At 67.7% G+C, this 13205-nt stretch carries 24 protein-coding genes; 22 read left to right on the top strand and 2 right to left on the bottom strand.

The window, feature by feature from the left end:
- Nucleotides 1–592 precede the first annotated feature (592 nt).
- Complete coding sequence (locus ACFVS9_RS20040; protein WP_383118429.1) at nt 593–757, top strand: hypothetical protein; 165 nt, start codon at nt 593–595, stop codon at nt 755–757.
- 110 nt (nt 758–867) lie between these two features.
- Here the strand turns inward: ACFVS9_RS20040 and ACFVS9_RS20035 are convergent, their stop codons facing one another.
- Both ACFVS9_RS20035 and ACFVS9_RS20030 read right to left on the bottom strand, forming a co-directional pair.
- Nucleotides 868–1752, bottom strand: a complete 885-nt coding sequence (locus tag ACFVS9_RS20035) for a hypothetical protein (protein ID WP_389934020.1) — start codon at nt 1750–1752, stop codon at nt 868–870.
- A gap of 149 nt (nt 1753–1901) precedes the next feature.
- Entirely contained in the window at nt 1902–2873 is a 972-nt protein-coding gene (locus ACFVS9_RS20030) for an alpha/beta hydrolase (RefSeq protein WP_389934017.1), read from the bottom strand.
- A 187-nt stretch (nt 2874–3060) separates the two neighbouring features.
- Here ACFVS9_RS20030 and ACFVS9_RS20025 point away from each other — a divergent pair, with 187 nt between their 5' ends.
- From ACFVS9_RS20025 to rpmD, 21 genes are all read left to right on the top strand, one after another.
- Complete coding sequence (locus tag ACFVS9_RS20025) at nt 3061–3519, top strand: MarR family winged helix-turn-helix transcriptional regulator (protein ID WP_389934014.1); 459 nt, start codon at nt 3061–3063, stop codon at nt 3517–3519.
- Between the two features lie 441 nt (nt 3520–3960).
- Nucleotides 3961–4269 carry a 30S ribosomal protein S10 gene (gene rpsJ, locus ACFVS9_RS20020; protein ID WP_003948644.1) on the top strand — a complete coding sequence of 103 codons (309 nt, stop codon included), beginning with the start codon at nt 3961–3963 and terminating at the stop codon, nt 4267–4269.
- Between the two features lie 13 nt (nt 4270–4282).
- On the top strand, nt 4283–4927 hold the full coding sequence (rplC, locus tag ACFVS9_RS20015; RefSeq protein ID WP_014047781.1) for a 50S ribosomal protein L3: 645 nt from the start codon (nt 4283–4285) through the stop codon (nt 4925–4927).
- Nucleotides 4928–4931: 4 nt separating this feature from the next.
- Nucleotides 4932–5582 carry a 50S ribosomal protein L4 gene (rplD, locus tag ACFVS9_RS20010; protein ID WP_069171157.1) on the top strand — a complete coding sequence of 217 codons (651 nt, stop codon included), beginning with the start codon at nt 4932–4934 and terminating at the stop codon, nt 5580–5582.
- Complete coding sequence (rplW, locus tag ACFVS9_RS20005; RefSeq protein WP_356532951.1) at nt 5582–5920, top strand: 50S ribosomal protein L23; 339 nt, start codon at nt 5582–5584, stop codon at nt 5918–5920. The genes rplD and rplW overlap by 1 nt, the downstream gene beginning before the upstream one ends.
- Nucleotides 5921–5970: 50 nt before the next feature.
- Nucleotides 5971–6807, top strand: coding sequence for a 50S ribosomal protein L2 (rplB, locus tag ACFVS9_RS20000; protein ID WP_056796589.1), 837 nt, complete (start codon nt 5971–5973; stop codon nt 6805–6807).
- Between the two features lie 12 nt (nt 6808–6819).
- Entirely contained in the window at nt 6820–7101 is a 282-nt protein-coding gene (gene rpsS, locus ACFVS9_RS19995; protein WP_003966956.1) for a 30S ribosomal protein S19, read from the top strand.
- A 43-nt stretch (nt 7102–7144) separates the two neighbouring features.
- Nucleotides 7145–7492: a 50S ribosomal protein L22 gene (gene rplV / locus ACFVS9_RS19990; RefSeq protein ID WP_004571827.1), complete on the top strand. Its 348-nt coding sequence runs from the start codon at nt 7145–7147 to the stop codon at nt 7490–7492.
- Entirely contained in the window at nt 7492–8331 is an 840-nt protein-coding gene (rpsC, locus tag ACFVS9_RS19985) for a 30S ribosomal protein S3 (RefSeq protein WP_358973519.1), read from the top strand. The genes rplV and rpsC overlap by 1 nt, the downstream gene beginning before the upstream one ends.
- 5 nt (nt 8332–8336) lie before the next feature.
- Nucleotides 8337–8756, top strand: a complete 420-nt coding sequence (gene rplP / locus ACFVS9_RS19980) for a 50S ribosomal protein L16 (RefSeq protein WP_014154587.1) — start codon at nt 8337–8339, stop codon at nt 8754–8756.
- Nucleotides 8756–8980: a 50S ribosomal protein L29 gene (gene rpmC, locus ACFVS9_RS19975; RefSeq protein ID WP_014047786.1), complete on the top strand. Its 225-nt coding sequence runs from the start codon at nt 8756–8758 to the stop codon at nt 8978–8980. Before rplP ends, rpmC begins: the two co-directional genes overlap by 1 nt.
- Entirely contained in the window at nt 8980–9264 is a 285-nt protein-coding gene (gene rpsQ, locus ACFVS9_RS19970; protein ID WP_069171155.1) for a 30S ribosomal protein S17, read from the top strand. Before rpmC ends, rpsQ begins: the two co-directional genes overlap by 1 nt.
- Nucleotides 9265–9364: 100 nt before the next feature.
- Nucleotides 9365–9733 (top strand): 50S ribosomal protein L14, encoded by a 369-nt coding sequence (gene rplN / locus ACFVS9_RS19965; RefSeq protein WP_003974257.1) that lies wholly within the window; start codon nt 9365–9367, stop codon nt 9731–9733.
- 2 nt (nt 9734–9735) lie between these two features.
- Complete coding sequence (rplX, locus tag ACFVS9_RS19960) at nt 9736–10059, top strand: 50S ribosomal protein L24 (protein ID WP_014047788.1); 324 nt, start codon at nt 9736–9738, stop codon at nt 10057–10059.
- Entirely contained in the window at nt 10059–10616 is a 558-nt protein-coding gene (rplE, locus tag ACFVS9_RS19955; protein ID WP_003966948.1) for a 50S ribosomal protein L5, read from the top strand. The genes rplX and rplE overlap by 1 nt, the downstream gene beginning before the upstream one ends.
- 2 nt (nt 10617–10618) lie before the next feature.
- A complete protein-coding gene (locus tag ACFVS9_RS19950) occupies nt 10619–10804 on the top strand; it encodes a type Z 30S ribosomal protein S14 (protein ID WP_003948630.1) in 186 nt (61 codons plus the stop codon).
- Between the two features lie 222 nt (nt 10805–11026).
- On the top strand, nt 11027–11425 hold the full coding sequence (gene rpsH, locus ACFVS9_RS19945; RefSeq protein ID WP_014154584.1) for a 30S ribosomal protein S8: 399 nt from the start codon (nt 11027–11029) through the stop codon (nt 11423–11425).
- Nucleotides 11426–11446: 21 nt separating this feature from the next.
- Entirely contained in the window at nt 11447–11986 is a 540-nt protein-coding gene (gene rplF / locus ACFVS9_RS19940; RefSeq protein ID WP_328905326.1) for a 50S ribosomal protein L6, read from the top strand.
- A 3-nt stretch (nt 11987–11989) separates the two neighbouring features.
- On the top strand, nt 11990–12373 hold the full coding sequence (gene rplR, locus ACFVS9_RS19935) for a 50S ribosomal protein L18 (protein WP_383113993.1): 384 nt from the start codon (nt 11990–11992) through the stop codon (nt 12371–12373).
- Between the two features lie 47 nt (nt 12374–12420).
- Complete coding sequence (gene rpsE / locus ACFVS9_RS19930) at nt 12421–13023, top strand: 30S ribosomal protein S5 (RefSeq protein WP_014047793.1); 603 nt, start codon at nt 12421–12423, stop codon at nt 13021–13023.
- A complete protein-coding gene (rpmD, locus tag ACFVS9_RS19925; RefSeq protein ID WP_003966943.1) occupies nt 13023–13205 on the top strand; it encodes a 50S ribosomal protein L30 in 183 nt (60 codons plus the stop codon). The genes rpsE and rpmD overlap by 1 nt, the downstream gene beginning before the upstream one ends.

Genomic DNA, 13205 nt, shown 5'->3' with positions numbered 1-13205 from the left:
TGCCCAGAGCTGCGTGCTGTTGGTCGGTGCAGGTCAGAGCGGTGCCGCCTGTTCCTGCGGGGAGATAGACGGGGATCAGTGCGCCCGGGTTGCCCGGAAGGGGCACCTTGTCGGACGGGGCTCGGGGACCATGACTCCGGACGGACCGCCCGACCGGCCGCGCACCGGATGCGGCAGTCGGCGGGGGACCGCAGAACCGTCGGACGGCGTACGTCCGTCACAGGATCACCTCGCACCTGTGTGCGGGGTGGGCCGGCGCCGTGCCGTAGACGCGGCAGCGCTGTGCGGGAGGGAGGACCGAGGAGTGGGCACCAGCGCGTCACGGGGTGAACAGCCCGGGGACCAGGGTCGGGAGGGATCCGTCCCCGACGGACGGTGGGCAGGACTCGTCCGGCGGGCCGGGAGCGGCGGGGCCGGTGCGTCGGAGCAACCCTCGCCCGGCGCGCGTACGCGTGCCCGCGTGCGCCTGGACGACGCGCCGCCCGGGACGGGTCCCGGCCGTGACCGCCCGGCGGCCCCGTGAACGGGCCCGGAGAGGCTTCCTGAAGAATCGGGAGCAGGTTCGTCGACGAGGGACGGGGAAACGCAGGCGATGATCAAGCTGTCCGACATTGCGATATTCGTGGGCTGCCTGGCGTTCGGGGCGGTGCTGGCCCTGGTCCTCGGGAACGGCTTCCTGGGCCAGGCAGCGCTGGGGATATTCGGGATCGGGGGCGGAACCCTGGTCGGAACCCGTATCAGGGAGCGGAGGAAGTGAGCTGAACCAGCCGTGCGGGGCGGGTCGTCCGCCCGAGGACGGACCGCGGGGCGGAGGGCTCCACCCTCCGCCCCGCGGTCCGAAGCGCCGGCCACCGGCCGGAGAACGGATCAGGCGTCGGTGAACAGGTCCTCGGCCCGGGTCGCCGAGATCGCCCGGACCAGCCACCCGTCGAGCACGTCGGTGTCGGCGCAGCCCGTGACGCGGTCGAGGACGTCCTGGCCGACGGGGATCCCGCGCCCTTCCAGAACCCTCACCACGGCTTCGGCCTTGCCCTCGGCCTTGCCCTTGGCCCTGCCTTCGGCGCGCAGCCGCTGCGAGGTCTCCGAACGGAAGAATGAGAGGTCGACGGCCATGAGGTTCCTCCAGATCTGGGCGGCCCGGGTCGTTCCCAGACCGAGTTCGGTGAGTTCGCCGAAGATGATCGCGGTCTCTTCGTCGACGGTCTTCAGCGCGGCGGCCAACGCTTCGAGTATGGCAGGCGCATTCGGATCCTTACCATGCGTGATCGCGGAGAAGGCGGCCAGCGGGACATCGCGTGCCGCTGTGGACGCGTCGGTCACCGGCGGGACGTTGTGCGGGCCGAGGACCAGGGGGCGAACCGTCATCGACGTCCACTGGGGCGGGCCGATACGGATGGGCCGTGCGGCCCACCGCGCCGTCCGTTCGTCCTGGCAGACGACCAGCAGCACGGCGCCGACGCCGTACTTGGCGTTCAGGTGCGCCAGGTAGTACGGCCAGCTGCTGTGCTTGGCCGGGTCCTTCCTGGCCTGGGCCTCGACGGCGAGGAGGTAGCCGTCTCCGTCGGCCGTGTCCACGCGTAACAGGGTGTCGAGCCGCCGCTCCAGCGGCTTCGTCTCGGTGAGGTCCGTCGGGAGGAGCGAGACGGCCACGGGGTCGGGGAACGGGATGCCCAGGGTCCTGAAGGTCCTGGTGAAGATGCCCGGGTCCTCCTGGAAGATCCGGTGCATCGCCTCGTGCGAGGAATTGACCATGCTCCGGACGCTAGAACCGAATCGCCCCCGGCATATGCCGAGGGCGAAGGGTTAGCTCGAAGTGGTGGTGCGGCGCACGCGTGTGCGCGGACCGGCCGCCTCGCCCCGTCGTACGGTGTACGCGTGCGCGGAGGCGGGCGGCCGTCCGGTCAGGCGGAGGCGAGCGCCGTACGCAGCGTGGCGACGGCCTGGGCGATGGCGGCCTCGGCGGCGTGGGTGCCGCGCAGGGCGTTGAGCATCACGAAGTCGTGGATGACGCCCTGGTAGCGGACGGCGGTCACCGCGACGCCCGCCTCGCGGAGCTTGGCCGCGTAGGCCTCGCCCTCGTCGCGCAGCACGTCGGCCTCACCCGTGATGACCAGGGCCGGGGGCAGTCCGGTGAGCTGGTCCACGGTGGCCCGCAGCGGCGAGGCGGTGATCTCGGCGCGCTGCTTCTCGTCGGTCGTGTACTGGTCCCAGAACCACTGCATGGCGTCGCGGCGCAGGAAGTAGCCCTCGGCGAACTCGTGGTACGAGGGCGTGTCGAAGGCGGCGTCGGTGACCGGGTAGAAGAGCACCTGGTGGGCGAAGGTGACGTCGCCGCGCTCCTTGGCCAGCAGCGTCAGGACCGTCGCCATGTTGCCGCCGACGGAGTCGCCGGCCACGGCCAGCCGCGTCGGATCGAGCAGGTGGGCCGCGCCCTCGGCGGCGACCCAGCGGGCGACCGCGTAGCTCTGCTCGACGGCCACCGGGTAGCGGGCCTCGGGGGACAGGTCGTACTCGGGGAAGACGACGGCCGCGTGGGCGCCGACGGCCAGCTCCCGCACGAGGCGGTCGTGGGTGTGGGCGTTGCCGAACACCCAGCCGGCGCCGTGCACGTACAGCACGACGGGCAGCGGCCCCTCCGCGCCGGCGGGCCGGGTGACGCGGGCCCGGACGGAACCGGTCGGGCCGCCCTCGACGGTGACCCACTCCTGGGTGACCTCGGGGGCCTCGACGGGGCCCGACTGCACCTCGTCCACGGCCTTGCGGCCCTCCACCGGACCGAGGTCGAAGAGGTACGGCGGGTTCGCGGTCGCCTCGGCGAAGGCGGCGGCCGCGGGTTCCAGTACGACCTGACGGGGGCTGGTCTGCTCGGACATGACGGACTCCTGTGACAGGGGGAGAGGGATCCGCCCGGAGCCGGGGGACCCGGAAGGAATCATAGGGCTCGATTAAGTCGTGCACAACTTAATCGAGCACGAACCGATCGTGGATGACCGGAGACGTAGAGTGGAACGCCGCCCCGCCCCCTGGGCCCGCCGTCGACCGGAGTGAAGGGACCGCCCCATGAGTGCCGCCGCGAACACCCCGCCCGCCGAGGGCTCGCTCCAGCTCCGGGACCAGCTCTGCTTCGCCCTCTACGCCGCCTCGCGGGCGGTGACGGCGCGCTACCGGCCGCTGCTGGACGAACTGGGCCTGACCTACCCGCAGTACCTGGTGATGCTGGTCCTCTGGGGGCGCGACGCCGTCTCCGTGCGGGACCTCGGCGCGGCGCTCCAGCTGGAGTCGAGCACGCTCTCACCGCTGCTCAAGCGCCTGGAGGCGAACGGCCTGGTCCGCAGGGAGCGGCGGGCGGACGACGAGCGCTCGGTGGCGGTGCGCCTCACCGGCGCCGGAGTGGACCTGGAGGGGCGGGCGCGCGCGGTGCCCCTGGCCATCGGGGACGCGATGGGGCTGACGCCCGAACAGGACGCCACGGCCAAGCAGTTGCTCCGGCTGCTGACCGAGAACGTCACCCGGGGCTGACCCGCGGGCGGCCGTCGGCGGGCGGACGCGCGGGGCCCCGAAACGTGCTCGCGTTTGACCGCTCCCTCGCGAGGGGTAAGATTCTCGACCCGATTGGCCAGGCTCATAGCCCGTATGGCACACTAGCCAGGTTGCTCGGTTGAGTGTCAATGCTGCGCGCCTCCCGCCGGGAGGACCGGAAGCGAGTCCCACAGTACTCGTCGACCCCCAGGGTCGGACGTACGGGAATCTTCCGGGAAGTGTCAGTGGGGCGCTGACCAGGCACCCGGTGGGGTTTCGCCCCCGGCAGCGCGGTTTCGGCCCGCACCCCCTTGGTTGGGAAATCCTTCGGGAGATCTTCGTAGAGGGGATGCGACACGCCCGACCGCGTGGGTCGGAGGCGGAGGTTATGAGAACTCCCGGGTTCCAGAGCGTTATTGAGAGACAGGACTACTAGTAGCCATGGCGGGACAGAAGATCCGCATCCGGCTCAAGGCCTACGACCACGAGGTCATCGACTCCTCGGCGAAGAAGATCGTCGAGACGGTGACCCGCACTGGTGCGTCGGTCGCAGGCCCGGTGCCGCTGCCCACTGAGAAGAACGTGTACTGCGTCATCAAGTCGCCGCACAAGTACAAGGACTCGCGCGAGCACTTCGAGATGCGCACGCACAAGCGCCTCATCGACATCCTCGACCCCACGCCGAAGACGGTTGACTCGCTCATGCGTCTCGACCTGCCGGCGGGCGTCGACATCGAGATCAAGCTCTGAGGTGACGCGCGAGATGGCTAAGAACATTAAGGGCGTCCTGGGCGAGAAGCTCGGCATGACCCAGGTCTGGGACGAGAACAACCGGGTTGTCCCGGTGACCGTCGTCAAGGCCGGGCCCTGTGTCGTCACCCAGGTCCGCACCAACGACAGCGACGGCTACGAGTCGGTCCAGATCGCCTTCGGCGAGATCGACCCGCGCAAGGTGAACAAGCCCCTCAAGGGCCACTTCGCCAAGGCCGACGTGACCCCGCGCCGCCACCTGGTGGAGCTCCGCACCCCTGACGCCAGCGAGTACACGCTGGGCCAGGAGGTCACTGCCGAGGTGTTCGAGTCCGGCGTCAAGGTCGACGTCACGGGCAAGAGCAAGGGCAAGGGCTTCGCCGGTGTCATGAAGCGTCACAACTTCAAGGGCCTCGGCGCCGGCCACGGCGTCCAGCGCAAGCACCGTTCCCCCGGTTCGATCGGTGGCTGCGCCACCCCTGGGCGTGTCTTCAAGGGCATGCGCATGGCCGGTCGCATGGGTAACGAGCGCGTCACCACCCAGAACCTGACCATCCACGCGGTTGACGCGGAGAAGGGTCTGCTGCTCATCAAGGGCGCGGTCCCCGGTCCGAACGGCGGCCTCGTCCTGGTCCGTACCGCGGCCAAGGGGGCTTGAGGTAATGAGCACCATTGACATCCTTTCGCCGGCAGGCGACAAGGCCGGTACCGTCGAGCTCCCCGCGGAGATCTTCGACGCGAAGACCAGCGTTCCGCTGATCCACCAGGTCGTCGTCGCACAGCTGGCAGCTGCCCGTCAGGGCACGCACAAGACCAAGACCCGCGGCGAGGTCCGTGGTGGTGGGCGCAAGCCGTACCGCCAGAAGGGCACCGGCCGCGCGCGCCAGGGTTCGACCCGCGCGCCGCAGTTCGCCGGCGGTGGCGTCGTCCACGGCCCGCAGCCGCGTGACTACTCGCAGCGCACCCCGAAGAAGATGAAGGCCGCCGCCCTGCGCGGTGCCCTCTCGGACCGGGCGCGTCACTCCCGCATCCACGTCGTCACCGGCGTGGTCGAGGGTGGGATCTCCACCAAGGCCGCCAAGACGCTGCTCGGCAAGATCTCGGAGCGCAGCAACCTGCTCCTGGTCGTCGAGCGTGCCGACGAGGCCGCGTGGCTGTCCGCTCGCAACCTGCCCCAGGTGCACATCCTGGAGCCGGGCCAGCTGAACACGTACGACGTGATCGTCTCTGACGACGTGGTCTTCACCCAGGCCGCTTTCGAGTCCTTCGTGTCTGGCCCCCAGACCGCTGAGACCGAAGGGAGCGCCGCCTGATGAGTGAGGCGACCGTTACCAGCTCGAACATCACGAGCAAGACCTACTCGGACCCGCGCGACGTTCTCGTCAAGCCGGTTGTCTCCGAGAAGAGCTATGCGCTGCTCGACGAGAACAAGTACACGTTCATCGTCGCGCCCGGCTCCAACAAGACCCAGATCAAGCAGGCCGTGGAAGCGGTCTTCTCGGTCAAGGTCACCGGGGTCAACACGATCAACCGGCAGGGCAAGCGCAAGCGGACCAAGACCGGCTTCGGCAAGCGCGCGGACACCAAGCGCGCCATCGTGACCCTCGCCGAGGGCGACCGTATCGACATCTTCGGCGGCCCGACCTCCTGACGGAGGTCGAGACGTCCAGGATCCGGAATTCTTCCGAGGACTGAGAGATAATGGGTATCCGCAAGTACAAGCCGACGACCCCGGGCCGTCGTGGCTCCAGCGTCGCCGACTTTGTCGAGATCACGCGGTCCACGCCGGAGAAGTCGCTGGTCCGCCCGCTGCACAGCAAGGGCGGCCGTAACAACGCCGGTCGTGTGACCGTTCGTCACCAGGGTGGCGGCCACAAGCGCGCCTACCGGGTGATCGACTTCCGTCGTCACGACAAGGACGGCGTGCCGGCCAAGGTCGCGCACATCGAGTACGACCCGAACCGCACCGCGCGCATCGCGCTGCTGCACTACGCGGACGGCGAGAAGCGTTACATCGTCGCCCCCCGTGGCCTGTCGCAGGGTGACCGCGTCGAGAACGGTCCGACCGCAGACATCAAGCCGGGCAACAACCTGGCGCTGCGCAACATCCCGGTCGGTACGACCATCCACGCCATCGAGCTGCGGCCCGGTGGCGGCGCGAAGTTCGCCCGTTCCGCCGGTGCCTCCGTGCAGCTGCTGGCGAAGGAGGGCACCATGGCCCACCTTCGTATGCCGTCCGGTGAGATCCGGCTGGTCGACGCCCGCTGCCGCGCCACGATCGGCGAGGTCGGCAACGCCGAGCAGTCGAACATCAACTGGGGCAAGGCCGGCCGCATGCGCTGGAAGGGCGTCCGCCCGACCGTCCGCGGTGTCGCGATGAACCCGGTTGACCACCCGCACGGTGGTGGTGAAGGCAAGACCTCCGGTGGACGTCACCCGGTCTCGCCGTGGGGTCAGAAGGAGGGTCGTACTCGCTCGCCGAAGAAGGCATCGAGCAAGTACATCGTCCGCCGCCGCAAGACGAACAAGAAGCGCTAGGAGCGGGTTTAGATGCCGCGCAGTCTCAAGAAGGGGCCCTTCGTCGACGGCCACCTCATCAAGAAGGTGGACGTACAGAACGAGGCAGGCACCAAGAACGTCATCAAGACCTGGTCCCGTCGCTCGATGATCGTCCCGGCCATGCTGGGTCACACCATCGCGGTGCACAACGGCAAGATCCACGTCCCGGTGTTCGTCACCGAGTCGATGGTCGGCCACAAGCTCGGCGAGTTCTCGCCGACTCGCACCTTCCGCGGCCACGTCAAGGACGACCGGAAGTCGAAGCGCCGCTAACCGCGGGGTGGAAACGACTATGACTTACACCGAAGGGACAACCATGGAAGCCAGGGCCCAGGCGCGGTACATCCGCGTCACGCCCATGAAGGCCCGCCGCGTGGTGGACCTCATCCGTGGCATGGATGCCACGGAGGCTCAGGCGGTCCTGCGTTTCGCCCCGCAGGCCGCGAGCGTGCCGGTTGGCAAGGTGCTTGACAGCGCCATCGCCAACGCTGCACACAACTACGACCACACCGACGCCTCTTCGCTGGTCATCAGCGAGGCGTACGTGGACGAGGGCCCGACCCTGAAGCGGTTCCGTCCGCGTGCTCAGGGCCGTGCCTACCGGATCCGTAAGCGGACCAGCCACATCACCGTGGTCGTCAGCAGCAAGGAAGGAACCCGGTAATGGGCCAGAAGGTAAACCCGCACGGGTTCCGGCTCGGCATTACCACGGACTTCAAGTCCCGTTGGTACGCCGACAAGCTGTACAAGGACTACGTCAAGGAAGACGTCGCCATTCGTCGCATGATGACGAAGGGCATGGAGCGGGCCGGCATCTCCAAGGTGGAGATCGAGCGCACCCGCGACCGCGTCCGCGTTGACATCCACACCGCCCGCCCGGGCATCGTCATCGGCCGCCGCGGCGCCGAGGCCGACCGCATCCGTGGCGAGCTGGAGAAGCTGACCGGCAAGCAGGTCCAGCTGAACATCCTCGAGGTCAAGAACCCCGAGGTGGACGCTCAGCTGGTGGCCCAGGCCGTCGCCGAGCAGCTCTCCTCCCGCGTCTCCTTCCGTCGTGCCATGCGCAAGAGCATGCAGAGCACGATGAAGGCCGGCGCCAAGGGCATCAAGATCCAGTGCGGTGGCCGCCTCGGCGGCGCCGAGATGTCCCGCTCGGAGTTCTACCGCGAGGGCCGCGTGCCCCTGCACACGCTCCGCGCGAACGTCGACTACGGCTTCTTCGAGGCCAAGACGACCTTCGGCCGCATCGGCGTGAAGGTCTGGATCTACAAGGGCGACGTCAAGAACATCGCCGAGGTTCGCGCCGAGAACGCCGCGGCCCGCGCCGGCAACCGTCCGGCTCGTGGCGGCGCCGACCGCCCGGCCGGCCGCGGTGGCCGTGGTGGCGAGCGTGGCGGCCGCGGCGGTCGCAAGCCGCAGCAGTCCGCGCCGGCAGCGGAGGCCCCCAAGGCCGACGCTCCCGCCGCCGCTGCGCCGGCTGAGAGCACCGGAACGGAGGCCTGACCGAAATGCTGATCCCCCGTAGGGTCAAGCACCGCAAGCAGCACCACCCGAAGCGCAGCGGTATGTCCAAGGGTGGCACGCAGGTTGCGTTCGGCGAGTACGGCATCCAGGCGCTGTCCCCGGCGTACGTGACGAACCGCCAGATCGAGGCAGCTCGTATCGCGATGACCCGCCACATCAAGCGTGGCGGCAAGGTCTGGATCAACATCTACCCGGACCGCCCCCTGACGAAGAAGCCTGCCGAGACCCGCATGGGTTCCGGTAAGGGTTCTCCCGAGTGGTGGATCGCGAACGTCAAGCCCGGTCGGGTGATGTTCGAGCTGTCCTACCCGAACGAGAAGATTGCTCGTGAGGCGCTCACCCGCGCTGCTCACAAGCTTCCGATGAAGTGCCGGATCGTTCGGCGCGAGGCAGGTGAGTCGTGATGTCGGCCGGTACCAAGGCGTCCGAGCTGCGCGAGCTGGGCAACGAGGAGCTCCTCAACAAGCTCCGCGAGGCCAAGGAAGAGCTGTTCAACCTCCGCTTCCAGGCGGCGACCGGACAGCTCGAGAACCACGGTCGGCTCAAGTCCGTCCGTAAGGACATCGCCCGGATCTACACCCTGATGCGCGAGCGCGAGCTGGGCATCGAGACGGTGGAGAGCGTCTGATGAGCGAGAAGACTGTGACTGAGACGAACACCGACCGCGGTTTCCGCAAGACCCGTGAGGGTCTGGTTGTCAGCGACAAGATGGACAAGACCGTCGTCGTCGCTGTCGAGGACCGCGTCAAGCACGCGCTGTACGGCAAGGTCATCCGCCGTACGAACAAGCTCAAGGCCCACGACGAGCAGAACGCTGCCGGCGTCGGCGACCGCGTTGTCATCATGGAGACGCGTCCGCTGTCCGCCACGAAGCGCTGGCGCATCGTCGAGATCCTCGAGAAGGCCAAGTAATCCCTGAGGGGGTCTCCCCTCAGGACAGTTCCGCCAGGCTCGGCAGGGGCTTCCGCGACGAAGCCCCTGCCGGGAACCGGCAGACGATCAGGAGATAGACGTGATCCAGCAGGAGTCGCGACTGCGCGTCGCCGACAACACGGGTGCGAAGGAAATTCTCACCATCCGTGTTCTCGGTGGCTCGGGTCGCCGCTACGCGGGCATCGGTGACGTCATCGTCGCCACCGTGAAGGACGCGATCCCCGGTGGCAACGTGAAGAAGGGTGACGTCGTCAAGGCCGTCATCGTTCGCACCGTCAAGGAGCGCCGTCGCCCGGATGGCTCGTACATCCGCTTCGACGAGAACGCCGCTGTCATTCTCAAGAACGACGGCGACCCCCGCGGCACCCGTATCTTCGGCCCCGTGGGCCGAGAGCTGCGCGAGAAGAAGTTCATGAAGATCATCTCGCTCGCGCCGGAGGTGCTGTAAGCATGAAGATCAAGAAGGGCGACCTGGTTCAGGTCATCACCGGTAAGGACAAGGGCAAGCAGGGCAAGGTCATCGTCGCCTTCCCCGCTCAGGACCGCGTCCTCGTCGAGGGTGTCAACCGGGTCAAGAAGCACACCAAGGCCGGTCAGACGGCTCGCGGCTCGCAGACCGGTGGCATTGTCACCACCGAGGCCCCGATCCACGTCAGCAACGTTCAGCTGGTCGTGGAGAAGGACGGCAACAAGGTCGTCACCCGCGTCGGCTACCGCTTCGACGACGAGGGCAAGAAGATCCGCGTTGCCAAGCGGACCGGTGAGGACATCTGATGACTGCCACCACTGCGCCGCGTCTCAAGACGCGCTACCGCGAGGAAATCGCCGGCAAGCTGCGTGAGGAGTTCTCGTACGAGAACGTCATGCAGGTTCCCGGTCTGGTCAAGATCGTGGTCAACATGGGTGTGGGCGACGCCGCCCGCGACTCCAAGCTGATCGACGGTGCCGTCAAGGACCTCACCACGATCACCGGTCAGAAGCCGGCCGTCACCAAGGCCCGCAAGTCGATCGCGCAGTTCAAGCTGCGCGAGGGGCAGCCGATCGGCTGCCACGTCACCCTCCGTGGTGACCGCATGTGGGAGTTCCTGGACCGTACGCTGTCGCTCGCGCTTCCGCGTATCCGTGACTTCCGTGGCCTGTCGCCCAAGCAGTTCGACGGCCGTGGCAACTACACCTTCGGTCTCACGGAGCAGGTCATGTTCCACGAGATCGACCAGGACAAGATCGACCGGGTCCGGGGCATGGACATCACCGTGGTCACCACGGCGACCAACGACGACGAGGGTCGTGCCCTCCTTCGTCACCTCGGCTTCCCGTTCAAGGAGAACTGACCGTGGCGAAGAAGGCTCTGATCGCTAAGGCCGCCCGTAAGCCGAAGTTCGGCGTCCGCGGGTACACCCGCTGCCAGCGCTGCGGCCGGCCCCACTCCGTCTACCGCAAGTTCGGCCTGTGCCGCGTGTGCCTTCGTGAGATGGCTCACCGTGGCGAGCTGCCGGGCGTGACCAAGAGCTCCTGGTAACTCTCCTTCGCCCTCCGGGCGTTGGCAGTACCAGAAGCTCTCGGTAAGTATCTGGTCGGCAGGAGCCCCGCTTTTCATGCCGTAGGCTTGAAGGGTTGGGCGCCTGCCGCCCTGACCGACTTACTACGCCGTAGGTCCCCGCACCGCACCCGTCCCGCCACTGAGCGGGGAGAGGGATGGCGCATACAGGAAACCCCGGCGAGAGAGGCCGAAGGCCAACTCATGACCATGACTGATCCCATCGCAGACATGCTCACGCGTCTGCGCAACGCGAACTCGGCGTACCACGACGATGTCGCGATGCCGCACAGCAAGATCAAGTCGCACATCGCGGAGATCCTCCAGCAGGAGGGCTTCATCACCGGCTGGAAGGTCGAGGACGCCGAGGTCGGCAAGAGCCTCGTTCTCGAGCTGAAGTTCGGGCCGAACCGCGAGCGTTCGATCGCCGGCATCAAGCGCATTTCGAAGCCGGGTCTGCGTGTATACGCAAAGTCCACCAATCTGCCGAAGGTTCTCGGCGGCCTGGGCGTGGCGATCATCTCCACGTCCCACGGTCTCCTGACCGGCCAGCAGGCCAGCAAGAAGGGCGTAGGTGGGGAAGTCCTCGCCTACGTCTGGTAGTCGGGAACGGAGGAATAGCTCATGTCGCGAATCGGCAAGCTCCCCATCCAGGTTCCCGCCGGTGTGGACGTCACCATCGATGGCCGCACGGTCGCGGTGAAGGGGCCCAAGGGCACCCTCTCGCACACCGTCGCAGCGCCGATCGAGGTCACCAAGGGTGAGGACGGCGTGCTCAACGTCGTCCGCCCGAACGACGAGCGTCAGAACAAGGCCCTCCACGGCCTGTCCCGCACGCTGGTGGCGAACATGATCACCGGCGTGACCGCGGGATACAGCAAGGCGCTCGAGATCAGCGGTGTCGGTTACCGGGTCCAGGCGAAGGGCTCCAACCTGGAGTTCGCCCTGGGCTACAGCCACCCGATCCTCATCGAGGCCCCCGAGGGCATCACCTTCAAGGTCGAGTCGCCCACGAAGTTCAGTGTCGAGGGCATCGACAAGCAGAAGGTCGGCGAGGTCTCGGCGAAGATCCGTAAGCTGCGGAAGCCTGACCCGTACAAGGCCAAGGGCGTCAAGTACGCCGGCGAGGTTATCCGCCGCAAGGTCGGAAAGGCGGGTAAGTAAGCCATGGCATACGGTGTAAAGATCGCCAAGGGTGACGCCTACAAGCGTGCCGCCCTCAAGCGCCGCCACATCCGCGTGCGCAAGCACATCTCCGGTTCGCCGGAGCGGCCGCGCCTGGTCGTGACGCGTTCCAACCGTCACATCGTCGCCCAGGTCATCGACGACATCGCGGGCCACACGCTCGCGTCGGCGTCGACCCTGGACACGTCGATCCGTGGCGCGGAGGGTGACAAGAGCACCCAGGCCAAGCAGGTCGGCGCCCTGGTCGCCGAGCGTGCCAAGGCCGCAGGCGTCGAGGCCGTCGTGTTTGACCGCGGTGGTAACCAGTACGCCGGGCGGATTGCCGCTCTGGCTGACGCCGCCCGTGAAGCCGGGCTGAAGTTCTAAGCCCCGGTTCCAACGCACAGCGGACGTAACAGAGAGAGGTAAATCCAATGGCTGGACCCCAGCGCCGCGGAAGCGGTGCCGGTGGCGGCGAGCGGCGGGACCGGAAGGGCCGTGACGGTGGCGCTGCCGCCGAGAAGACCGCGTACGTCGAGCGCGTCGTCGCGATCAACCGCGTCGCCAAGGTAGTGAAGGGTGGTCGTCGCTTCAGCTTCACCGCGCTGGTCGTGGTGGGCGATGGTGACGGCACCGTCGGTGTCGGATACGGCAAGGCCAAGGAAGTTCCCGCGGCCATCGCCAAGGGCGTCGAAGAGGCCAAGAAGAGCTTCTTCAAGGTCCCGCGTATCCAGGGCACCATCCCTCACCCGATCCAGGGCGAGAAGGCCGCGGGCGTCGTCCTGCTCAAGCCTGCTTCCCCCGGTACCGGTGTGATCGCCGGTGGCCCGGTGCGCGCCGTCCTCGAGTGCGCCGGCGTTCACGACATCCTGTCGAAGTCGCTCGGTTCCTCGAACCCGATCAACATCGTGCACGCGACCGTGGCGGCCCTCCAGGGCCTGCAGCGTCCCGAGGAGATCGCGGCCCGCCGCGGTCTGCCCCTCGAGGACGTCGCCCCCGCGGCTCTGCTCCGTGCGCGTGCGGGAGCGGGTGCGTAATGGCTCGCCTCAAGATCACGCAGACGAAGTCGTACATCGGCAGCAAGCAGAACCACCGCGACACCCTGCGTTCGCTCGGGCTCAAGCGCCTGAACGACTCGGTTGTCAAGGAGGACCGCCCCGAGTTCCGCGGAATGGTGCACACCGTCCGCCACCTCGTGACGGTTGAGGAGGTTGACTGA

The organism is Streptomyces sp. NPDC058008 (assembly GCF_042886395.1).
Taxonomy (GTDB): domain Bacteria; phylum Actinomycetota; class Actinomycetes; order Streptomycetales; family Streptomycetaceae; genus Streptomyces.
This window is presented reverse-complemented; position numbering and strand designations above follow the sequence as displayed.